22 protein-coding genes are annotated in these 22,962 nt (G+C 44.5%); 17 read left to right on the top strand and 5 right to left on the bottom strand.

From position 1 onward, the window contains the following. Positions 1–44 precede the first annotated feature (44 nt). From RYL88_RS01320 to thyX, 7 genes are all read left to right on the top strand, one after another. On the top strand, positions 45–1,496 hold the full coding sequence (locus RYL88_RS01320; RefSeq protein WP_314988639.1) for an MBOAT family O-acyltransferase: 1,452 nt from the start codon (positions 45–47) through the stop codon (positions 1,494–1,496). Positions 1,497–1,504: 8 nt separating this feature from the next. Next, a complete protein-coding gene (locus RYL88_RS01325; protein ID WP_314471714.1) occupies positions 1,505–2,542 on the top strand; it encodes a hypothetical protein in 1,038 nt (345 codons plus the stop codon). Positions 2,543–3,384: 842 nt separating this feature from the next. Next, a complete protein-coding gene (locus RYL88_RS01330) occupies positions 3,385–4,725 on the top strand; it encodes a Na+/H+ antiporter NhaC family protein (protein ID WP_314988640.1) in 1,341 nt (446 codons plus the stop codon). A gap of 283 nt (positions 4,726–5,008) precedes the next feature. Next, entirely contained in the window at positions 5,009–7,360 is a 2,352-nt protein-coding gene (gene flgE / locus RYL88_RS01335; protein ID WP_314988641.1) for a flagellar hook protein FlgE, read from the top strand. Between the two features lie 173 nt (positions 7,361–7,533). Next, positions 7,534–7,710, top strand: a complete 177-nt coding sequence (locus tag RYL88_RS01340; protein ID WP_314988642.1) for a BrnT family toxin — start codon at positions 7,534–7,536, stop codon at positions 7,708–7,710. Continuing rightward, positions 7,707–7,871: a CopG family antitoxin gene (locus RYL88_RS01345; RefSeq protein WP_314988644.1), complete on the top strand. Its 165-nt coding sequence runs from the start codon at positions 7,707–7,709 to the stop codon at positions 7,869–7,871. The genes RYL88_RS01340 and RYL88_RS01345 overlap by 4 nt, the downstream gene beginning before the upstream one ends. A gap of 128 nt (positions 7,872–7,999) precedes the next feature. After that, positions 8,000–8,617 (top strand): FAD-dependent thymidylate synthase, encoded by a 618-nt coding sequence (gene thyX, locus RYL88_RS01350; protein ID WP_314988645.1) that lies wholly within the window; start codon positions 8,000–8,002, stop codon positions 8,615–8,617. Positions 8,618–9,365: 748 nt separating this feature from the next. Here the strand turns inward: thyX and RYL88_RS01355 are convergent. After that, complete coding sequence (locus tag RYL88_RS01355; RefSeq protein WP_314390427.1) at positions 9,366–9,728, bottom strand: hypothetical protein; 363 nt, start codon at positions 9,726–9,728, stop codon at positions 9,366–9,368. Between the two features lie 187 nt (positions 9,729–9,915). Further along, positions 9,916–10,566: a superoxide dismutase [Fe] gene (gene sodB, locus RYL88_RS01360; RefSeq protein ID WP_314988646.1), complete on the bottom strand. Its 651-nt coding sequence runs from the start codon at positions 10,564–10,566 to the stop codon at positions 9,916–9,918. Positions 10,567–11,229: 663 nt separating this feature from the next. Here sodB and RYL88_RS01365 point away from each other — a divergent pair. The 5 genes from RYL88_RS01365 to RYL88_RS01385 all read left to right on the top strand — a co-directional run bounded on the left by RYL88_RS01365 (position 11,230) and on the right by RYL88_RS01385 (position 16,769). Next, entirely contained in the window at positions 11,230–12,228 is a 999-nt protein-coding gene (locus tag RYL88_RS01365) for a DctP family TRAP transporter solute-binding subunit (RefSeq protein ID WP_314988647.1), read from the top strand. A gap of 6 nt (positions 12,229–12,234) precedes the next feature. Then, positions 12,235–12,777: a TRAP transporter small permease gene (locus RYL88_RS01370; RefSeq protein ID WP_314988648.1), complete on the top strand. Its 543-nt coding sequence runs from the start codon at positions 12,235–12,237 to the stop codon at positions 12,775–12,777. 9 nt (positions 12,778–12,786) lie between these two features. Continuing rightward, complete coding sequence (locus RYL88_RS01375) at positions 12,787–14,070, top strand: TRAP transporter large permease subunit (protein ID WP_314988649.1); 1,284 nt, start codon at positions 12,787–12,789, stop codon at positions 14,068–14,070. A 133-nt stretch (positions 14,071–14,203) separates the two neighbouring features. Next, entirely contained in the window at positions 14,204–15,469 is a 1,266-nt protein-coding gene (locus RYL88_RS01380; protein ID WP_314988650.1) for a sensor domain-containing diguanylate cyclase, read from the top strand. A gap of 175 nt (positions 15,470–15,644) precedes the next feature. Next, the gene (locus RYL88_RS01385; protein ID WP_314988651.1) at positions 15,645–16,769 is read left to right on the top strand and encodes a hypothetical protein; all 1,125 of its coding nucleotides are present in this window, start codon (positions 15,645–15,647) and stop codon (positions 16,767–16,769) included. Between the two features lie 176 nt (positions 16,770–16,945). Here RYL88_RS01385 and RYL88_RS01390 read toward each other — a convergent pair whose 3' ends face one another. Genes RYL88_RS01390 through RYL88_RS01400 form a run of 3 tightly spaced genes read right to left on the bottom strand, consistent with a single transcriptional unit; the run spans position 16,946 to position 19,585 of the window. Beyond that, positions 16,946–17,095, bottom strand: a complete 150-nt coding sequence (locus tag RYL88_RS01390; RefSeq protein WP_163026379.1) for a hypothetical protein — start codon at positions 17,093–17,095, stop codon at positions 16,946–16,948. 16 nt (positions 17,096–17,111) lie between these two features. Then, positions 17,112–18,959 carry a mechanosensitive ion channel domain-containing protein gene (locus RYL88_RS01395; RefSeq protein ID WP_314988652.1) on the bottom strand — a complete coding sequence of 616 codons (1,848 nt, stop codon included), beginning with the start codon at positions 18,957–18,959 and terminating at the stop codon, positions 17,112–17,114. Then, complete coding sequence (locus tag RYL88_RS01400; RefSeq protein WP_314988653.1) at positions 18,956–19,585, bottom strand: carbonic anhydrase; 630 nt, start codon at positions 19,583–19,585, stop codon at positions 18,956–18,958. The genes RYL88_RS01395 and RYL88_RS01400 overlap by 4 nt, the downstream gene beginning before the upstream one ends. A 160-nt stretch (positions 19,586–19,745) precedes the next feature. On the opposite strand from RYL88_RS01400, the gene RYL88_RS01405 reads away from it, so the two are divergent. The 5 genes from RYL88_RS01405 (at position 19,746) to frr (ending at position 22,743) form a co-directional block, all read left to right on the top strand. Beyond that, positions 19,746–20,447, top strand: coding sequence for a Bax inhibitor-1/YccA family protein (locus RYL88_RS01405; protein ID WP_122873117.1), 702 nt, complete (start codon positions 19,746–19,748; stop codon positions 20,445–20,447). Then, positions 20,440–20,823 (top strand): thiamine-phosphate pyrophosphorylase, encoded by a 384-nt coding sequence (locus tag RYL88_RS01410; RefSeq protein ID WP_314988654.1) that lies wholly within the window; start codon positions 20,440–20,442, stop codon positions 20,821–20,823. The genes RYL88_RS01405 and RYL88_RS01410 overlap by 8 nt, the downstream gene beginning before the upstream one ends. A 62-nt stretch (positions 20,824–20,885) precedes the next feature. Beyond that, positions 20,886–21,224 (top strand): preprotein translocase subunit SecG, encoded by a 339-nt coding sequence (secG, locus tag RYL88_RS01415; RefSeq protein ID WP_314471735.1) that lies wholly within the window; start codon positions 20,886–20,888, stop codon positions 21,222–21,224. 9 nt (positions 21,225–21,233) lie between these two features. Further along, positions 21,234–22,196 carry a polysaccharide deacetylase family protein gene (locus RYL88_RS01420; protein ID WP_314988655.1) on the top strand — a complete coding sequence of 321 codons (963 nt, stop codon included), beginning with the start codon at positions 21,234–21,236 and terminating at the stop codon, positions 22,194–22,196. Then, complete coding sequence (gene frr, locus RYL88_RS01425) at positions 22,186–22,743, top strand: ribosome recycling factor (protein WP_314988656.1); 558 nt, start codon at positions 22,186–22,188, stop codon at positions 22,741–22,743. Before RYL88_RS01420 ends, frr begins: the two co-directional genes overlap by 11 nt. Positions 22,744–22,962 lie beyond the last annotated feature (219 nt).

The raw sequence follows: 22,962 nt of genomic DNA on the forward strand, positions 1-22,962 counted from the left end.
TCAAATTTGAGTATATTTAAACTCTTTTTTAAACAAGGAGTGAGATGCTTTTTAATTCATTTGCATTCATCGTTTTTTTCTTGCCGATTACTTTTAGCGTTTATTTTATATTAAATAAATTTAAGCTAATCCAACTAAGCATCTTTTGGCTCACTGCCGCTTCGTTATTTTTTTACGGATATTGGAATTTTATTTATATCCCGCTTATTTTATGTTCTATTACGTTTAACTTTTACGTCGGTCATCTTCTCTGCGCTCACCCTTCCCGCAAAAAGCTTATTTTATGGGCGGGCGTCGCGGCAAATTTAGCCTTGCTGGCTTACTACAAATACACCGACTTTTTGATAGCAAATTTTAACGGAATTTTCGGCGCCGACGTGCCGCTGCATCACGTCGTCTTGCCTCTTGGCATCAGCTTTTTTACATTTACGCAAATAGCGTTTTTAGTGGATTGCTACCATGAAAAAGTAAAAGAACCCAGCTTCCTTCGCTACGCGCTTTTCGTTACGTATTTCCCGCATCTTTTAGCCGGTCCTATCATCCACCACGCCGAGATGATGCCACAGTTTGCGAATTTACGCTTAAAGCGCGTAAACTATAAAAATTTAAGCATCGGACTTTTTTTATTTTCGATCGGACTTTTTAAAAAGGTCGTAGTGGCCGATTTTTTCGCTAGGTTTGCTATTCATGGATTTGACGTTTACTCCACGCTTAGTATGAGCGAGGCGTGGATAACGAGCATTAGCTATACGTTTCAGCTGTATTTCGACTTTAGCGGTTACACCGATATGGCTATCGGCATTTCATATATGTTTAACATTATCTTGCCGTTAAATTTCAACTCCCCTTATAAAGCACTAAACATCCAAGACTTTTGGCACAGATGGCATATGACGCTTTCGAGATTTTTACGCGATTATATCTATATCCCGCTAGGCGGTAATCGCAGAGGCGAATACCGCACTTACGCTAACGTTTTTGCGGTGTTTTTGCTAGGCGGACTTTGGCACGGGGCTGGTTGGATGTTTATCATCTGGGGGGCGCTGCACGGACTAGCGATGATGGTTTGTAGATTTTACGGCGCGCATTTTCGCCCGATGAATAAATTTCTAGCCTGGTTTATAACGTTTAACTTTATAAATATCACTTGGATATTTTTCCGTGCTAGAGACCTAGATAGCGCGATGAAGGTGCTAAAGGGCATGTTTGATTTTAGCTCGGTTAAGATAAATTTTAACTATTTAGAGCATATAAGCAATTCTTTAGGATTTAATCAAATAAATTTCCTAGAAACGCCGCAAATAGCCATGGGTACGTTTTGCGCAATCATAGGTATCACGCTTTTGGTTACGGTTTTTGGACGAAACTCGAACGAAATGACCGCTAGAGCAAAATTCGGCTTTCTTACCGCGCTGTTTACGGCATTTTTGCTTGCTTTGGCTTTTGTTTTTAGCTCCGGAGCGCAGGAGTCTCCGTTTTTGTATTTTAACTTTTAGGATTAAATTTGAAAAAATATAAAATTTTCCTTATCGCACTTCCTATTTTGACGCTCGCTTTGATCGGGGCTTATTTGGCGTTTGCGATGTTTCTCATCAAAGTTTCGTCGGCGCATCACTACGCGTATAAAAACTATCTCATAACAAACACCACCGATCAAAACCGCATCATCGTAGAAAGCGGCTCAAACTCATACCACGGCATAAACTCTTTGATGCTTGAAAAGCACTTTGGCAAGCTAACGATAAATTTAGGCGACCACGGCGGCTATCCGCTGCTTCATAGGCTATATCGCGCGGCTAAATTCGCCCACAAAGGCGATATTTTTATCCTGCCGCTAGAGTATCGCTACTATATCGGCGACATACCGCCCGATACTTATTACTACGGGATTTTTTTCGAGCTACATCATTTTTACGACTATTTGCCGTTTTTAGAAAAGCTAAAAACTATCTCGCAAATCCCGCCGCAAGCCTTTATGAACGCGGTAACCAGAGACTATAGGGATAGGGCGGCGTTTAAGATAAATTTTAACAACTTTATCCATCGTTGGCCGCAAGCCGTGCACGATTTTTCGCCTAATTTTAAAAACGGCGAACGTGGAGATTATCAATATGTCGGCAAAGTAGACGAAGCAAGAGATACCCAGATGCCCTGCCAGCAGTATATATTCTTCACCGATTTTTCGGGTAGCAAGATCGGCATAAACGATATTTTTAGGCGAAATTTAAAATTTATGAAAAAGCTGGAGCAAGAAAAGGGGATTAAATTTATCTTTACATATCCGGCCGTCGCGGGCGATGACTGCTACGATCTAAACGACCCGCACGCCGCGGATAATCAAAAATTTTTAAAGGACGTAAAAAAGCTCATCGAAGATAACGGTTTTGAGATGATAGGGGATTATAAAGATAGCTATTTTCCGCGTAAATTTCTGCACGACACGTGGTTTCATCTAGTGCCCGAGGCTAGAGATATGCGCACGCAAAAGCTAATCGAAAATCTGGAAAAATCAAAATACGCAAAAGAACTGCACGCAAAATAAATATCGGTTTGCGATTTTAAATCGCTAAATTTATACGAGGAACAAGGCGAGCTTTGGATTTTTGGCTAAATTAGCTTTACGAAATTCGCGCGTTAAATTAAGCAAATGCGAAAATTTAAATTTGAGCACAGATATCCTTTGCGCTCGTATAAAAATAAAATCTCGCTATGCGCTTGATCTTATCGATTTTACGCCGCGCGTAAATTTGGCTTTAAACCGCGGATTTTGCACTACTAGCGCTCATATTTATAAAGGATTACGGCCGCCGAAAGCTAAAGCCGCGACTTTAGACGCGCTAAGAGCGGTTTAAATATTGTTTCCTTTTGATAGTTTTTACGAGATTGCGCTCCGGCTAGACTAAATTTTACTTTACTTTAATTTTTATATTATAAAATTATTAAAAGTAACCGAAAGCAACCGCTTGCAAGGAAATTTACGTCTAAGGATATGAGCCGTATCGGCAAATAAAAGCCGTTTGGCGACCGGGCAATCTAGCTTTTGCCCAACGCACGTAAATTTAGCATTTACGGACTTGTTTTTCGTGCATAGATTTAGCGCAAAGTCGGGCAAATGGACTAGGCGTAATTAAACGGCTAATTTAGGTTCTAGCGCAAGAAAATGCGATAATTTTAATTTTGGTTCGTCTTAGCGCCGTTGATTTAGGGTTAAATTTAGGGCCAAATTCGCCGAGGATAAATTTAGCATTTTGCGCTGCGAGGGCGGCTTTGGCGCCCGGTGCTTAGTTTGCTTGATTTCGCTGGCTATGCTTAAATTTGACCGTATTCGCACCGAGTCGTAAATTTAGCGCTGCGATAAATTTAAAAATCAAAAAAAGGATCAAAATGCTAACCAATCCCGTCGTTATCAGCATCGTCGTGATGACCGCGCTTTGTTTGCTAAGGTTTAACATCCTGCTTTCCATCCTCGTCTCCGCTCTAGTCGCGGGACTCATCTATCACGGCGGATTTGGGGGCGTAGGGGCCTTTTTGGGCGCGCTAAAGGCTACAACTTCTACGCTGATAACGGGTATGAGCGGCAACCTAGAAACCTCGCTCAGCTACATCCTACTAGGCGCGCTTGCAGCCGCGATAGCCGACACGAACCTAACCGCGATCCTCATAAACGCCGTTAGCAAGGCTCTAGCAAAAACCAGCACCTATTTCGCGCTTATCATCGCCACGATCGCGTGCTTGTCACAAAATTTGATTCCCGTACATATCGCTTTCATCCCGATTCTCATCCCTCCGCTTTTGCCGCTGATGAACCGCCTAGGCATCGACCGCCGAGCCGTGGCGTGCGCTCTTACTTTCGGTCTAAAGGCGCCGTATGTGAGCCTTAGCGTCGGTTTTGGCCTTATCTTTCACGGCATCATCCAAAAAGAGCTCGCAAACAACGGCGTAAAAGTGCAGATGAGCCAGATCTCGGATGTGATGTGGATAGGCGGAGCCTCGATGCTAGTCGGACTCTTTTTGGCGATTTTCGTCTTTTACTGCAAAAGACGCGACTACGCGCACACTAAATTTGAAACGAGCGAAGAGAGGGAGGCGCAGATAGCCGCAAGCCTAGAAATGACTAAAAAAGAGTGGGCGGTGCTAGGCGGCGCGGTCGTAGCCTTTGGGGTGCAAATTTATACCGAAAGCATGCCTCTTGGCGCTCTTCTTGGGCTTTTAGTCATGATAGCTTTAGGCGGTATCGAGTACCGTAAAATCGATAAAATCATGGATAGCGGCCTAGCGATGATGGGCTTTATCGCATTTATCATGCTAGTTGCCGCAGGATTTGGCTCGGTTTTGCGCGAGAGCGGCGGTATTGAGCAGCTAGTGAGCTTTGCTAGCGAGGTGGTGGGCGGCAAAATAGGCGGCGCGATACTTATGCTAGCTATCGGTTTACTAGTTACCATGGGCATCGGCACGAGCTTTGGCACTATACCGATCATCGCGGCGATCTACGTGCCGTTTTCGCTGTCGCTCGGTTTTTCTCCGGCGGCTATTATCTTATTAGTAGGTATCGCGGCGGCTCTGGGCGATGCGGGCAGTCCCGCTAGCGATAGCACGCTAGGGCCAACAAGCGGCCTAAATGCCGACGGCCAGCACAATCACATCTACGATACGTGCGTGCCGACGTTTATATTCTTTAATATACCGCTACTAATCGGCGGCGTAATCGGCGCGATGATTTTATAAATTTGACGGCTTGTCTTTTTCCTTTATACTTCGTTAGAAATTTCGCCGAAGCTCGGTTACGTATTTCGTATACGCGCCCTCGCTCGGCTCATTTCCGCCTCGTCTAAAGAAAAAATACTTCGCCTTATCGTTTTATGCTCAAATTTGAAGTAAATTTGCAAATTTGACTTATGCACTCTTTTTCATCGCTACTTTCGCAACCATCAAACCGAAATCAAATCTAAAATTTGGAACGTCTTTTGCTTTGACTAGCTTAAATTTCACTTTTTACAAAGGATAAACTATGATGAGATCGCTATGGGCAGGCGTTACCGGACTGCAAGCTCACCAGATCGCTATGGACGTCGAGGGCAACAACATCGCCAACGTAAACACCGTCGGCTACAAATACAACCGCGCAAATTTCGACGACCTTATCTATCAAACTTCGCGTATCGCTACCGCACCGCAAAATCAGCACGGAGGTGTAAATAACATGGAGGTGGGTCTAGGCACTCAGATAAACTCCACGACGAGAATTTTTAAGCAAGGCTCTTTGCAAACCACCGACAAGCAAACCGATATCGCGCTTCAAGGCGACGGGTTTTTCATGGTTAGCCCGGACGGCGGCAAGACCACCTACTATACTAGAAACGGCGATTTTTCAAGAGATAGCGAGGGTAACTTCGTCGATAACGGCGGAAATATCGTGCAAGGCTGGATGAGGGACGAGGTTACGGGCGAGATAGATCCGACCAGGCCTCTTAGCGATATAAAGATACCCACCGGTCTAACCGTACCAGCGCGCGCCACGACGAATATCGCTCTAAAGGGAAATTTAGACAGCGGCAACGACGTGGGAAATAAAAAGATACCTATCTACCAACTCGATCAGTATCACAACTGGGTCGATACCAATAAAGACGGCATCAAAACCGACACGGAAAGACACGAAGAAAACAATATCGGCGAAAATAGATTTTACGTAAATAGACAAGGCGAGCAGAGGATGACCGAGCGCGGAGCCGATCTTGGCGTTTTATTTAATAATGCCGGCGACGCGTATAATCTACGCACGGGGCAGGGTATCTGGGTCAGCTACGCAGACGCCAAAACTAGAGCCATGAACGTAGGCGCTAGAAACGACGGAACCTTTGCGGCGCCTAAAAATTTGAACATAAAACTAAACGGCGAGACTATAGTAGCAACGGTAAATAGCGTAAGCGAGCTAGCTACGGCTATAAATCAAAGATATAGCAAAACGGGCGTAGAAGCTAGCGTCATAAACGGCAATCAACTGGTTCTAACCAACAGAAACAACCTAGGCACTACCGCAGCCACCAGAAATATAAAAATGACCGTAAATAATGAAACTGATCCAGCTTGGGCTACAACAGATTTTAAAACGACCAATATCCTAACCGCATACCAATATACTTACAACAAAACCCGCGTAAGCGCGCAGCATACCTACGACGATTCTATGGCTAGAGAGGTAACGACAACCGAGGATTTGCGCGAAGCGATGCAAAAAGACGCTAGACTCTGGACCAACTACAAAGGAACAAGGATAGATAACGACGGAACTGGAAAACCGAATGAAAACGATTTTATAGCTCCGGCTTCTCGTAATGAAAATAAAAACGACGGCGTGGAGATAACCGTAAACGAGCACGGGCAGTTTCAAGTAAAAAATCCTAGCGGAGATGCCTTTAACTCCGACGACGGAGACGCCACGGACGCAACGGGCGGCCACGCGACGAACAATACCAATACCGACGACAATGATAATAATATAAATTTAGCCGTCACGGGTCTAACAAATGCCGCCAATAACGTAACCGAAAACGTTAAATTTACGGCATCTATGGCTCCGCTTTCAGGTTCGCTAAGCTCCGGAGACGCCGCAAGGGTAACCGATAGCCTAAATATGGCGGCTCACAGCTCTAGTACCGATATCTACGATAGCCTAGGCACGAAACATAACGTCAAGATGGACTTCGTAAAGCGCGGTTATACAGAAAACGGCGGAACGGAGTGGACGATGGTGATCCAGGTGGCCGAACCAAATCAAATAAGCACTACAGAGCCTAAAAACGTGATAACAGGTTACGTGAGATTTAATCCGGACGGCTCGCTAGCGACGTATAGCCCTGCCAGCATTACCTTCGGCGCGCAAAACGGCTCGTCTATCGGTCAGCATATCGAGCTAAAATTCGGTACTACGCAGACTACCGACGGACTAACCAGCACCGATAACAACTCAAGCACCTCCGACATCAGCCAAGACGGATATGCTAGCGGTGAGCTACACGGACTAAGGATAGACGGAGCAGGTACCCTCATAGGCTCTTTTACCAACGGTAGAAGCCTAGGACTAGCGCAAGTGGGCGTGGCTAAATTTGCAAATAATCAAGGCTTAGCCGGCGAGGGCGGAAATTTATTTTCCCGCACGGCAAACTCGGGCGACCCTATCATCGGCGCGGCTCAAACTGCCGGACGCGGCAAAATTTCGGCCTCAAGCCTTGAGATGAGCAACGTCGATCTATCTCGCTCGCTAACTCAGCTCATCGTCGTACAGCGCGGCTTCCAAGCTAACTCAAAGACGATCACGACTAGCGACGAGATGCTAAACACGCTGCTTCAGTTAAAATAAATTTACCTCATCGGCTCTCTTTTTGGGAGCCGAATTTATCTTTTTATAATTATCTATCATTATAATCGCATTATGAACTACGAATAAAATTTGATCAAAGAACGGCTAAATATCGCAAAGCACGGAGTCGATTTTGAAGAGGCTAAAGCGTATTTACCGACGAATTTGCGTTAGTGCTTTTTGACGAAGATCATTCAAACGATGAAGAAAGATTTTTGATTTTGGGCATGAGTCAAAAGGAGAGAATTTTGCTCGTCGTACATTGTTACCGCGAAAACGACACGATCAGAATAATCTCCTCAAGAAAAGCAACGAAAAACGAAGCCAAACAATATAAGGAGCGAAAATGAAAAAAGAATACGACTTCTCAAAAGCGATAAAAAATCCGTATGTGGACAAGCAGTTAAAAAAGCAAATTTCGATGAATATAAATGCTGATACGATAGAGTACTTTAAAAATATGGCAAATAAAAAAGGCGTACCGTACCAAACTCTTATCAATATTTTTTAACCGACTGCATGAATAGAAAACTAGACATCGCAATTGTACAAGGGTAAATTGTCCAACCATTGACATAAAATCAAATTTTTATCGATTTTTAGCTAAATTTAGAGCTAAATTTAACCAAAAGAGACAAAATGCAAGTAACGCTTCTAAACTACACCCCGCTAAACATCTGCTCGCACGCGATCCGCACGTGCTGGCAAAGCTTCGAAAAAGGCGATAACGGCGGCGAAAAAGACGTCGAGCTCATCGAGCGCGTCGGCAATAAATTTAAACACGCCAGCACGCTAGAACACCTCTACTACAACTTCTACATCCAAGGCATCTCGCGCGCCCTGCTGCAAGAGCTAGCCCGTCACCGCGTGGCGAGCCTCAGCGTCAAATCAACGCGATACACGCTAAAAGAGCTAAAAAAAGAGCTCAAATTTGAGCTTGGCGACTTTGAGCGGGCGGCGAGATTTATAGTATTAACAGGCGACGAAACGATCGATAACGCAAGTGTAAAAGCGCTAGAAAACCTGCGCGAAATCCTCGCAAACACGACAAAAAGCCTCGACATCGTCAAATACTGCCTACCCGAGTGCTACAAAACCGAGCTCACATGGAGCGTAAACGCGCGCAGTTTGCAAAATTTTCTCTCGCTTCGTAGCTCAAAATCGGCGCTTTGGGAGATCAGAAATCTCTCGCTAAAGCTTTACGAGTCGCTGCCGCAGGAGCATAAATTTATATTTGAAAGCTGCGTAAATCAATAAACGCAGCCTAAATAAACGGCTCAAAAATATCGCGCCCTCTAGTTGCTGGCAGCGGTTTTGTGGAGCGTACGAGCAAATAGGGTTTAACGTGCGCGGATTTCGAGTAAACGTTTGATAAAATTAAAAAACCTCGCTCAAACGCTACGGTCATAGGCATAAAAGCCGAAATTTGGGCATTTAAAAAGTAAAATTTAAAATCGTCGCGAGCGGAAGCGAAGTTTTATCTATGGCGTAATCGCGGATTATTTATCAAGACTTTACGATGCACGCAGGCGGTTACGATAAAAGCTCCGTTTTAAACAAATCTAGATTTTTTACCTCATTTTGCCGCGGCGATAGAGGCGCTTAAATTTCAAATTAAATCGCTGTAAATTTAACGTAAAAGCAATTTAAATTTCTAAACCATAAGAGCCTAATGGAAAAGTCCTACTCGCGCTTAATCAAACTAAACGCTTTAAGGGCGTATGAAGGGTTTTTAAATTTATCCCTAAACAGCAAAAATCTAATCAGGCCTTAAATTTATTTTGTGCTAAGTTTTTGCTATTTGAAGCTACTTGCGTAAAGCTACGATTTGCCGGCGATTCTGCTCGGGATAAGTTTGGATTTAAATGCGCGGTTTTAGGATGATTATTGAGGAAAAATCGCTAATCGCCAAGCTTGGCGACAAAAAACACAAAGCCGAAAAAACGCCAGGAGAAAAAGCGAAAACCATATAAATTTAAAAATCCGCCGAAAATCGGCGGAAAAACTATTCGTCGTATTTTAAGAAAATATCCTCGCCGCCTTTTTCAAGGTTTAGGATACCTTCGCCGCGTTTAAAGGTAATCTCGGCGCCGTCGTCGTTTGCTAGTCTCGTGCCGCTTGCGGTGACCGCGTTTTTAAGGTTGATTTTGTGACCTTTGCTATCTTCTAGCACGGCGGTATTAAATTCGTCCGTCGAGCTTAGTTTGACGACGTATTTTGGATCGTTTACGCCGGTAAATTTAATCACTTCGGCTTGCGATTTGGTGATTTGCGCTTTGTTTGAGCTTTCGCTTTTGTTCGCCTGGCAACCGCTAAGCATAGCAACTGCGGCAAAAGCCGCCAAAGATGAAACTAAAATTTTCTTCATTTTTGTCCTTTTTTTGAAATGAGACTGAAATCTTACTTTAAAATAATTTATATAAAGTAAATTTAACCAAGGGGAGTCCTCGCTCAAGGTTAAATTTACTCGCGGGCTTACGCTTACTTTGGAAAAATAAGCCGCCGCGCGCCGTTGCCAAGGCTCTTAAAAAGCCTGCAAAAATAGCGAATTTAAACTAGTTACATCCGCAACCGCAGCAAGATTTAGCGCCACCGTGAAGCTCGGAAATGTAAAATTTAACCGAATTTAGCCCCTCTTTTAGCGCCCACTCGTAAGCGCTCGAGACGAAATCCCAGTTGATATTTTCAAATAATTTCTCTAAATACGCAGGGCGCGCGTTTCTGTGGTCTACGTAGTATGCGTGCTCCCAAACGTCCGCGACTAAAAGCGGCACGAGGCCCTCAGTTACCGGGGTTTGTGCGTTGCTTGTTTGCATGATTTGCAGTTTGTCTTCTTTTGGATTGTAAACTAGCCACGCCCAGCCGGAGCCAAAAAGCGTAGTCGCAGCCTTTAAAAACTCCTCTTTAAAATTTGGAATATCTTTTTCCAAGCGTGCCTTTAGTTCGTCGCTCATCTGGCTTTTTCTAGCGATGCAATCCCAGTAAAAGTCGTGGTTGTAGACCTGAGCCGCGTTGTTAAACACGCCGCCAGAGCTTTTTGTAAGGATATCAAAGAGGCTAGCGCCCTCAAACTCGGTACCTTTTATCAAATTATTTAGGTTATTGACATAGGTTTGGTGGTGTTTGCCGTGGTGGTAACTACAGGTTTCCTCGCTTACGACGGCGTTTGCCTTCGGATCGAAAGGCAGTTTTCTAAGTTCAAACATAATTTTTCCTTTGTAATAAAATTTATCCGTAATTATAGCGATAAAAGAGTAACTATTTTACTAACGCTTTAATAAGCTTTTATCAATAACCGTAGATTTTGCGATAAATTCGGATATTTGACATTTATGATAAATTTAGCGACACGCTTGACGGTTTTGCAAATTTTAGCCTATATCGCGATTACTAGCTTTTAAGCGCTAGTTCGCTCACAGAACCGTAAAGATACTCCGCCGCCGCGATTTAATTAGCTTAAATAATCTTATGACACGTAAATTCGGCTCGAAGATAAGACCGTGCAGCTTAAAAATCCTAGTCTAGCGAGCTTTAAGCTCTATAACAAAGCGTCAAAGATGGCGTAAAAGCGGTAATTTTAAAAGAGCGATCCGTTAAATTTAACCAAAGCTTAGCATGGTAAATTTTAACTTAAAAGCAAGCAAAATATAAGATAGTGTGTATTTTAGTAACATTTGATTAAGTAAGGGCTGGCAAAATATAAAGTAAAATGACGATATTATTTATACAGATTTATCTATATGTTACTTTTTTACACATAAAAGGAATAAATTTTAAGAGATAAAAAGGAAAATTTCTAAATTCGCTAGTTTTATATTTTATAATCGTTTCAAGCTAACACATAGCGCATTTCACAAAAAGGACTTCACATGAAATTTAAGTTACTTTCCGCACTGCTTCTTTCTTGCGCGCTGGCCGGAAGCGCGTTTGCCGCAGGCAAAACCTACACGATCAAATTTGCCCATGTCGTGGCCGCCTCTACGCCAAAAGGCAAGGCTGCCGATTTTTTTGCAAAAAGAGTCGGCGAGCTTAGCGGCGGAGCGATCAAGGTCGAGGTGTATCCTGCCGCGTCGCTAATGGATGACGATAGGGTTTTTGCCGCACTAAAGCTTGGCAACGTCCAAATGGCCGCGCCTAGTTTTTCTAAATTTACGCCGGTAGTACCGCAGTTTCAGCTATTTGACCTGCCGTTTATCTTTAGAGACAACGCCCATCTTTACGCGGTAGAAGACGGCGAAGTCGGACAAGCTCTAAAAGATATGATCGCTAAAAAAGGCTTCATCGCGCTTGATTTTTGGGATGCGGGATTTAAGCATTTTAGCTCAAGCAAAAAACCGATCGTAGAGCCTGCGGACGCTAAGGGACAAAAATTCCGCATCCAAAGCTCAAAGGTGCTTGAAGAGCAGATCAAGGCTGTCGGCGGCAACCCGCAAGTATTGCCGTTTTCAGAGGTTTATCCAGCCCTACAACAAGGCGTAGTCGATGCGACGGAAAACCCGCTTTCAAATTTCTACAACTCCAAATTTTACGAGGCGCAAAGCTCTTTAACGCTATCTAGCCACGGATATTTGGGATATTTAGTCGTTATGAGCGAGAAATTTTGGAAAGGTTTGCCTGATGATATGAAGGCTCACGTAACGCAAGCTCTAAAAGAGGCTACGGCGTTCGAGCGCGAAGAGACGGCTAAAGAAGAAGAGCATATTTTAAGCGAGCTTAAAAAATACGCAGGCGAGAGCAAAAAACTTGAGATAATCGAGCTAAACGCCGATCAAAAGGGCAAATGGGCGGAGGCTATGAAGCCGATTTATCCGAACTTCTACAACGTGATCGGTCAAGACCTGGTAGAAAAAACGATAAATACGAAGTAGGATTTTATGGGTAAATTTTTTGAGATTTTAGATGTCGGCATCGCCTCGGTAAACAAAACCGTAGCGGTGCTAGGCATCGCTGCAGGCACGCTGCTAGCATTCATTAACGTCGTTATGCGCTACTGCTTTAACACGGGCTGGTCGTGGGCCGGCGAGCTAACTAACTACCTTTTTATCTGGTCGGCGTTTTTTGCCGCCGCATACGGCTTTAGAAAGGGCATACATATCTCGGTTACGATTTTGATCGAGAGATTTCCGCCCATCATCGCAAAGGCCTATCTCATCTTGGCAAACTTAATAACGACGGTATTTTTGATGTTTATCGTAGTTTATAGCGTGCAGTATCTGCAGGTGTTGATCGAGCTTGGTTCCATGAGCGTGGATCTAGGCGTGCCGGAATGGGTGCCGATGCTGGTGGTTCCGATCGCTTTTTTAGGAGCCAGCTACCGCGCCGGAGAGAAAATTTTCCAGATCGCTATGACGCCGGCCGATAAGGTCATCGTAAACAACGAAGCCGAGATGATACGCGACTCGGTCAAGAAAAGCTAAGGAGAGCCTATGACCATCGCATTTTTATTTATATCGCTGTTTGGCCTCATGCTAATAGGCGTTCCGGTCGCCGTTTCGCTTGGAGCTAGTACGGTTTTAACGATGCTGCTCTTTACCAGCTTAGATGTTGCGGAGGTACCTCAGCGTATTTTCGACGGTATCAATAAATTTCCTCTCATGGCGATTCCGATGTTTATCTTAGCCGGAAATTTACTGAGCAAGGGCGGTTCTGCTAGACGCATTATAGATTTTGCTAAATCCATGGTCGGACACCTACCGGGCGGCCTGCCGATGAGCGCGATATTTGCGTGCGTGATATTTGCCGCGGTTTCGGGCAGCTCGCCCGCTACCGTCGTAGCTATCGGCTCTATAATGTTTGCTGCTATTAAAGAGGCGGGCTATCCGAAAGAGTACGCCGTGGGCGGCATCACGACGGCAGGCTCGCTAGGCATTTTGATCCCGCCTTCCGTCGTTATGATCGTTTACGGCGTGACATCAAATGCTAGTATCGCCGAGCTCTTTATGGCGGGCGTGGTGCCAGGACTGATGCTGGGCGGTATGATGATAGCGCAGACTTATTTCGGAGCAAAAAGGCTTGGATTTAAAGCTACTACGCCCGAGCCTTGGAGCGAGCGAATAAAAAAATTCTTTAGAGCATTTTGGGCGCTGCTAATCGTAGTAGTCGTTATCGGCGGTATCTATGGCGGCATTTTTACCCCGACCGAGGCTGCGGCGGCGAGTGCGATTTATGCGCTAATTATTTCGCTATTTGTTTATAAAGATATCAAATTTAAAGACCTGTGGGACATCTGCCTAGAGTCTGCCATCACGACGGCGATGATATTTTTTATCATCGCAAACGCGGTCGTGTTTGCGTATCTGCTAACTAGCGAAAACATCCCGCAAACGATAGCGGACAGCATCCTAGCCGCAAATATCGGTAAGATCGGCTTTTTAATCATCGTAAACGTCCTGCTTTTCATCATGGGACAGTTTATGGAGCCGTCATCGGTCGTGATGATCATGGTGCCGCTACTGCTACCGATCGCGACTGCGCTAGGCGTGGATCCGGTGCACTTTGGCATCCTGCTCATCGTAAATATGGAAATCGGTATGATCACGCCGCCCGTGGGCTTAAATTTATTCGTCGCTAGCGGTCTAACGGGTATGAATCTAAAAGACGTAATCGTTTCGTGCTTGCCGTGGACTTTGACGCTATTTATCGGGCTTATTTTAGTGACGTATATCCCGGAGATTTCGCTTTGGTTGCCTAATCTCATGTACAAAAACTAACCGACTTTTAAATTTTGCGAGCGGGCCTAGCTAAAGCCTTGCTCGCCTTAAATTCATGCCGCGCTAAATTTGCCTCAAAAGCCCAAATAAAGCCAAAGTGTCGTATAATTTTCGCAAATAAAAAGGGGAGATTATGTATAGCGTCAAACTGCATATTTGCTTAAGCGAGGATTTAAAAAATAAGCTTGAAATTTTAGAAAAAATCCAGCCAAGGCCGCGCTTTACGCACGAATTTAGCACTATAAAAAGCTCAAGCGATATCCCTACGCCCATACCTGATGAAAATCAATATCTCATCATCGCAAGCGAGAACTGCGGACTAAATTTATCCGAGCTAAAAAACCGTATCGGTAAAAACGGCTTTTTGGCGATTTACGCGAGGGACGCGGACAAGATAACCGGCGAGCAAAAGCAAATCGCCGATGAAATTTGGCTAGAAAGCGCAAATTTAGACGACTTTTACTTTGAAAAAGCGCTAAATTTGATCGCCGAGCGCAAAGAGTCGTGGCTACAAAAAACTTGGCTACAAACGCTGATAAACTCGTCTCCCGATATGATCTGGTTTAAGGATATGGACGGGCTGCACCTAGAGGTAAACGACGCCTTTTGCGAGGTCGTAGATAAGCAAAAAGACGACGTCCGCGGCAAAGATCACTACTATATCTGGAATATCCCAAAAGAGATATACGAGCAAACGGGCTACGTCTGCGTCCAGACCGAGGATGATGTCGTAGCCGCGCGCAAAACCTGCCTGCTGGACGAAGAGGTGATGAAAGCAGACGGCAACCTAAGCAAGCTAAAAACGTATAAAACTCCGATATTTGACGGAGAGACGATCATCGGCACCGTAGGCATCGCTCGCGACGTGACGAAAGAGTACGAGTATCTGCAAAATATCGAACATCTAGCCCACTACGACCAGCTCACGGGGCTAGCTAACCGCAACCAGTTGGACGCATTTTTAGACAAGCTAAAAACCACGCATATGAGCATACTTTATATGGATTTAGACCGCTTCAAGCAGGTAAACGACGAGCACGGACACCAAGCGGGCGATAAGGCTCTGGTTGCTATCGCGGAGCTGATAAAAGAGATTTTTAGCGACGCTATGAACGTACGCATAGGCGGAGACGAGTTTATCTCGATATTTACCGACGGCGCGAATATGCAAAGCATAGCGCCCCGCGTACAAATTTTGATCAACCGATTTTTTAAAATTTGTCAAGAAAATCCGCTATTTAACGGACTATCCGTGAGCGCGGGTATCGCAGAAGGCCAGATCGGACACGGCTCGTTTGACCTGCTGCTTCAGCGCGCCGACGATGCTCTTTATAGGGCTAAACACGCGGGCCGCGGTACCTACTGCATAAATCCCTGGGAAGACTTTGAGCAAAAATAAATTTTGCTAGCGTTTGCTGGTCGGTAGCGATGCGGCGCAAATTTACGGCGACTCGTCAGCGCCCATGCGCCTTGGCGGCTGACCGTAAATTTGATATCACTTCTTATCTTTTACTCTAAATTTTCCTCAAATTTTGCCGATATCGTTAGAAAGCCAAATTTTAAAAGGATTTTAGATGATAGGCGGCATAAACGGATTTAACGCAAATGCAAATTTCGATTTTAGCGGCGCTCGCGGGCAAAATTTAAAAACGCGCGAGAAAAAAGAAGCGGCGAATTTGATGTCAAATTTGACGGCACAGATTAATTATGATACGGTAAATCCAAGCGAATTAGACTACGACCAACTAAAAATTTGGGCGGATAACGTTAATCCCGAGAAGCTAACCGGTAAAAAATTAAGTATGTGGTTGGGTGCGAAAATGGAGTTTGATAAGGTGGAGGACGGATGGCGTAAGGAGCTCGGACTAAAGCCCGGCGAGCCAGTAGCCGTGAGGAGGATATTTTCGCTAAGCGGCTACACGAGAGACGATAAAATAAGCGTCTGGGGCAAGATAAACGGGCTTGACTCGTCGTTAAGCAAAGAAAAAGCCGCCGAGCTAAAAAGCTTCGTAGATAGCACGCGAGCCTTGATCGCGCACGCGCGCGATCCGTCCGATATATTTAGGCGGGACGTCTTTAGCGTGGATAAATTTATGAAGAGATATGATGTGGATTTGGGCGGGTTTGGCTTAGGGCTCATGCGTAGCGGTAGCGGTGTGGCAATGAACGCCGAGGCCTCAAAGCTGCTGGATTCAGATATGAGCGAGGAGGAATTTAAAGATAAATGGCTCGAGTACGCGGCAAATAAAATCCTAGGCGAATACGCAAACGTCAAAATTTCGCTCAAGGACGGCGCGCTAAATTTCGACCAAACGCCCACAAAAGAGCGTATTACGCTTCTTGGGCAAGATCTCGAAACTCGCGTGAGCTACGCGGACGAAGCGAGCAAAAAAGAGTTTTTTAAATTTCTAAAAGACGTATTTAAAAACGGCGAGAATATCGGAGACGCGTTGCAAAAAATCGCGCTAAAAAAAGGCGATTTTGACGAAACGGCCAAAGAAGAAGCGCAAGCAGACGCCGCCAAAGAAAAGAAATTTAAACCGATCAAAGCGACGAGTAAAAGCCAAACCTATGTTTATAGGGATATAAAACGCGAGTTTTTCGAGAAATTTATCAAAGCCGAACAAGAAAAAGGAACGGACGTAACCAAGCTTTTAGAAGCTCTAAATAAAATCCGAAAACTTGATATAAATGCCTAAATTGGAAGGTGGTGGTTGCCGGGATAATTAAAAAAAGACGAATTCGTATATTAGTTCAAATTCGGCTCAAAATTAGCCGAAACCACGCGCCGAATTTACCCGTAAAAGCTAAATTTAAACGCTCCAAATTCGGCCTGCCGGCAAATTTGCCCTGCAAAGCCAAATTTGAGCGCAAATCACATCTCGTAGCTATCCTCTTCGTCTTCATCGCCGTACTCGTAGTCGTTCTCGTCGTAGTTGTAGCTGTACTTCTCGGACCTCTCGTCGTCGAATTCAGAGTATTCCTCCTCCAAATCTTCCTCTTCGTAGTCAAATTCTTCGCTCATTTTCTCTCCTTTAAAATTATTTTTTCACTTCTTCGACGTATAGGCTCTGGCTAGGGAAGGCAAATCCAAGCCCGTTGGCCTCTACGATATTCATTATTTTTAGCATCACGTCCTCTTTGACGGCCAAAAACTCGCCCCAAACTATCGTCTTTGAAAAGCAGTACACGAGGATATTTATCGAGCTATCGGCAAACTCGTCCACTACAACGAACAAATTTGACTTATATCCCGCCAGGTCGTCGATCGAGACGATACCGCGGTCATATCTGCTAGCCTTTTTCGAGCCCATATCGTCGCCCTTTGCGATATCTGGGTGGTCGATTAGCATCTGTTTGATTTCCTCGACGCACTTTTTGATCTGCTCGGTCGTGGCGCTGTATTCTAATCCGATTAGCATCCTGATGCGTCGTCCCATTTTTCGCCTGCTCCAGTTTCGGATCGGATCGCTAGCTAGCTTGGAGTTTGGCACAAATATAAGGGCGTTGTCAAAGGTTCGCACGGTCGTTTTCCTAAGTCCGATCTCCACGACCGTTCCCTCGATGTCGCCGCACACGATCCAGTCGCCCTGAGAAAACGAATTATCAAAGAGCAGCATAACGGAAGCAAAGAAATTCGCCAAAATATCCTTAGTCGCAAGAGCCACCGCAAGGCCGCCGATACCAAGAGAGGCGATGATGGCACTAACGTTAAATCCGAGCTTGCTAAGCACGATAAGCAGCGCGATAACGAAGATGATGAAATAGATGATCTTTAGGATCAAATTTATCACCTCTTTGCGCCCGCTTTTTTTGGTGAGTTCGTTGATGAGCACCATGCCGTAGCCGTTTAGTACGCTAAGTATGAGCCAAGTGACGGCGATGACGAAAGTGATCGCTAAGAAATTTGCAAATTTTATCAGCATCGGAGCGGGATAATACGCGATCGAGACGCAAATATCTATCGCATAGGCGATAAGAGTGAGTAGCATCGGGCGCTTGATGATTTCTACGATGCGCCCTTTCGTCTGTCTATCCGAGTCGTGCTTGACGAAAAATTTCATCAAAGCCCACAGCGTGAGCCTACTAAGTAGCGTCGTAAACGAGACGAAAAACAAAAATACGACGAATATAATCGCAGCCTTGCCGACGTTAAATTTACTCGTAAAGGAGGCCTTTTCGTTGATAAAATCGATCGCCGTTTTTAAATTTAGCTCCGAAATGATGTAGTTTGACGTGAGCAGCTCGGCGTTATCGCGCAGGTAGTGGAGTATCTCCTCAAGCGTCTTTTTGTGCGCCTCTAGCGCCTCTAGCTCGCCTTTATGCGCAGCGAGCGCTTCTTCATTTAGACTATCTTTAAACTCCTTAAACTGCGAGTAAAACTCGGTCTGAAAGCTAAGCAGCGTTTCCTCGACGGCGAGCCTTACGTCCACGGCCTTGCCGCCTTCTTTGAAGATATTTTCTAAATTTAAAAGCGAGGAGTAAAACAGCCCGTCAAGCCGCATACGCTCAAGCTCGAGCATGTTTTTGACATATAAATTTTGATTGCTAGAGTTTTTTAGCTTTTTGGTTTTCGTCTCCAACTCTTGCATCTCTTGTTTGAAATTTTGCACCTGCTCCTCGTCGATTTCGATTTGCATGATGAGGTAGGGGATTTGCTCGATTAGCTTTTCTTTTTTCTCCGAGACGGTTTTAAAAAGCACGTTTTTATCTGCGGTTTCGTTATTTTCGGCGGATTGGGCTTTGATAGCGGCGATCTGAGCGTTTGCCTCGTTGATTTGATTTACGACGCTTAGGATATCCGTGGCGTTTATGTCGTCGATTTTGGTATTTGCTAGTAAATTTAAGCCAAAGCACAGCGCAAAAACGGCGGCTAAAATTTTTCTCATTTCTCGACTCCTAGCAGTTTAAAGCTCTTCGTCGCGAAGTTGTAGTTGTAGATTTCGCCCGTTTCTATTATGTAGTGCCAGGCGTAAATTTTTAGCTTCTCGTCTTTAAATTTAGCCTTGACGTCTGGATAGCTTAGTAAATTTTCAAACGAATTTACGAGGCTTAAGCGCTCGGTTAGCCACTCTCTTTTTGCGATATTGTCGCCGAAAAGCTTTTGTACGCGCTTTTTTACGGGCTCTAGCAAATCTAACCAGCGCTTTACGTTTGGCGTTTTGCTAAATTTAGCCTCATCCATCCACAAGGCCGCGCAGCCGCCGCAGTTGCTATGTCCGCAAATGATGACGTTTTGCACGTTTAGCGTTTGCAAGGCGTACTCGATCGCCGAGGTCGTAGCCAAAAACTCCTCGCTTTTACGGTACGGAGGCACGATATTTGCGATATTTCGCACGACGACTAGGTCGCCCGGCATCGTGTTTGTTATGAGGCTAGGCACGACGCGCGAGTCGATACAGCCGACAAAAAGAGTGTGCGGCGTCTGCTTCTCGCCCAGGCTTTCAAAAAGCTCCTTGTGTTCTAAAAAATCTTCTTCCATAAATTTGACGGCACCGTCTAAAATTTCTTGCATTGTATTTTCCCGAATAATTTTTTAAAATATTATATCAAAAACGTTTCAAACTTCGTTAAAATTTTTTAAATTGCTTTTTGCGCGCCAAATTCAGCGATTTTTTATATTTTATTTACCTATTTTTGGCTAAATTTGCATCAAAAATTAAAAAGGAGAGAACATGAGTTTATATGACAGAAATTATGCAAGCTCAAGCGAGCATGAGGTTGCCGGCGAATATTCGCAAAGCGCGCTTAGCACGTTTATCAAGCAAACTTATCAGCTTTTCGCGGCTTCGCTTTTAGCCGCCAGCGTCGGAGCTTACGTCGGGCTTTATAGCTCGCTGGGAGCGACGGTAGCGGGCAACTATTGGCTATTTGTGATACTTGAGCTAGGACTTTTGGTTGGATTAATGTTTGCAAAACGCAAAGCTGGCTTAAATTTGATCTTGCTTTTTGCCTTTACTTTCGTTAGCGGACTTACGCTTACGCCTATTTTGGGACGCACTTTTGCGATGCCAGGAGGCGCTGCGATAGTGGCTCAAGCCTTTACGCTTACGACGGTAGCATTCGGCGGACTTAGCGTGTTTGCGATGAACACCAAACGCGACTTTACGACGTGGGGCAAGATGCTTTTCATAACGCTTATCGTTTTGCTCGTGGCTGCGATCATAAATATATTTTTCCACAGCCCGGTTTTACAGCTTGCGATTGCTAGCGTGGGTGCGGTTTTATTTAGCGCGTATATCCTTTACGATACGCAAAATATCATCCGCGGTAACTACGAAACTCCGATCGAGGGCGCAGTTGATCTTTATCTTGATTTCTTAAATTTATTCGTTTCATTGCTTAGAATTTTAGGATTTTTTAATAGCGATGACTAACGAAGAGCGGCTATATCGCGTAATAGACGCAAATTTAAACCGCTTAAAGGAAGGGCTTAGGGTCGTCGAGGACGTCAGGCGTTACGGCTTTGACGACCTAGCCCTCGCTAAAAAAATCAAAAATCTTCGCCACAAATCAAAAATCCCGCAAAAAGAATTCTTAAAATTTCGTGACGCCGTAAACGACGTGCTAAAACCGAGCCTAAAAGACGAGCAAATTCGCCTAAATTTGGACGATTTGCAAACCGCCAATATCAAACGCGCGCAAGAAAGTGCAAGGGTTTTAGAGGAGTGTTTTAAGCTCGTCGACGTTCAAATTTCCGAGATTTTTAAGACCGTGCGCTACGAACTTTATGAGATAGAAAAAGAAATTTAACCCAAATTCAAAACTTTTTTAGTATAATCGCGACTAATTTTAAAAATTTAAAAGGATTTTTAATGGATTCGCTTTTTTTAGTATTGCAGTTTATTTTCGCGGTAGTTTTGACGATCGCCGTTTTGCTTCAGAAAAGCTCCTCTATCGGACTAGGCGCGTATAGCGGCAGCAACGAAAGCCTATTTGGCGCAAAAGGACCGGCCGGATTTTTGGCTAAATTTACCTTTGTCGTGGGTGTTTTATTTATCCTAAATACCCTAGCGCTAAGCTATTTTTACAACACGCAAAGCAGCAAATCTCTCATAGACAGCGTCGATACTTCGTCGCTACCTGCGGCTCCTGAGGCAGTCGCGCCGCAAGCTCCTAGCGCTCCTACGGCTCCTGTAAGCGAGAAAAAATAAGGAGCGTCAATGAAAAAATTAGTTTCCGCGCTCGCGTTTTTTGCGGCGGCGCAGTTTGCGCTTGCTGACGCGCATATCTTTAACTATCACAGATTTGACGACGATAGGCACCCTAGCACAAACATTTCTAGCAAAAATTTACGCGAACAGTTTGAGTATTTTAAAGAAAAAGGCTACGAGATCATCCCGCTCTCAAAGCTTGTGGACGCGATCAAAAACGGCGAGCCGGTATCTGATAACTGGGTCGTTTTAACCGTAGACGACGGCTACAAGAGCTTTTATGAAAAAGGCTTGCCGATATTTTTAGAGTACGGATATCCATTTGCGCTGATGATTTATGTCGAGGCCACCGCGCGAAAATACGGCGACTTTATGACCTTTGAGCAGATTAAAGAGATTGAAAAATACGGCGAAGTCGGCTATCACTCCTACGGTCACTTGCATATGGTCGGTCTTAACGAGGAAAAATTAAAAAACGACTTTGAGGACGGAATAAGTAAATTTGAAAAAAATATGGGCTATAAGCCGCGATATTTTGCATATCCTTTCGGCGAATATAACGACAGGGTACGTGATGTCGCGATAGAACACGGTATCGAGGTTATACTTAGCCAAAACTCTGGCGCAGTCGCGGCAGATAGCGATCTGCACGAGCTAGATAGGATCCCTGCGATGAACGGCACGCACCTACCCTCCGCTCTTGCAAGCAAATTTCTAAAAGCCGAATGGATACTTCCGCAAGACTATCCGAAGGATAATAAGATTAGCGAACTTATCATCAAAACGGACGAGAACGCGACGCACGGCTACTTCTCGATGACGGGGCAAAAAACAAAAAAAGTTAAGCTCGAAAATGGACAGATGACGCTTAAATTTAACAAGCCGATCGACCGATATAAAGTCAGAATGAGCCTTAAAGTAAACGGAAAAACGACGACAAAAATTTTAGTAAAGGATATAAATGCTGAATGAGATTTACAAAAAGCAAAAAGAGCATAGCGACAAGTGCATCGAGGGCCTAAAGCGCGACTTTAGCACACTTCGCACGGGTAAGGTAAATATAAGCATAGTCGATAATATTTACGTGGATTATTACGGTAGCCAAACTCCGCTAAACCAAGTCGCCACCGTGCTAGCTAGCGATGCTAGCACCATAAGCATCACGCCCTGGGAAAAACCGATGCTAAAAACTATCACCGCAGCGATCTCTGCGGCAAACATCGGCGTAAATCCGAACAACGACGGCGAGAGCGTGAAGCTGTTTTTCCCTCCGATGACGGTCGAGCAACGCCAGGAAAACGCCAAACACGCTAAGGCATTTGGTGAAAAAGCCAAAGTTAGTATCAGAAATATCAGAAAAGACGCCAACGACGAGGTAAAAAAACTAGAAAAAGATAAATCAATCACCGAAGATGAGAGTAAAAAAGGACAAGACGAAGTCCAAAAGATTACCGATAGCTACACCACAAAGATCGACTCTCTCGTAAAAGAAAAAGAGAGTGAACTTCTAAAAGTATAACACTAAATTTAGAGGTGGTAGCGGCGTGCTACTCCTCTTAAATTTTAGAGTCTGCCGCAAGCAAAATATAAAATTTACAGCATTTAAAATCGCAAGATAAAGCCACTAGACAATCACGTGGCTTGTTAAATTTCAGTCTATCTCATAAATCTTAGAATCCTAAATTTAGCTCGCTTCCCCGATTTATAAATTCGGCAGTATCTACCCGTAGCGTAAAGC

The organism is uncultured Campylobacter sp. (genome assembly GCF_963517995.1).
Lineage (GTDB): Bacteria > Campylobacterota > Campylobacteria > Campylobacterales > Campylobacteraceae > Campylobacter_A.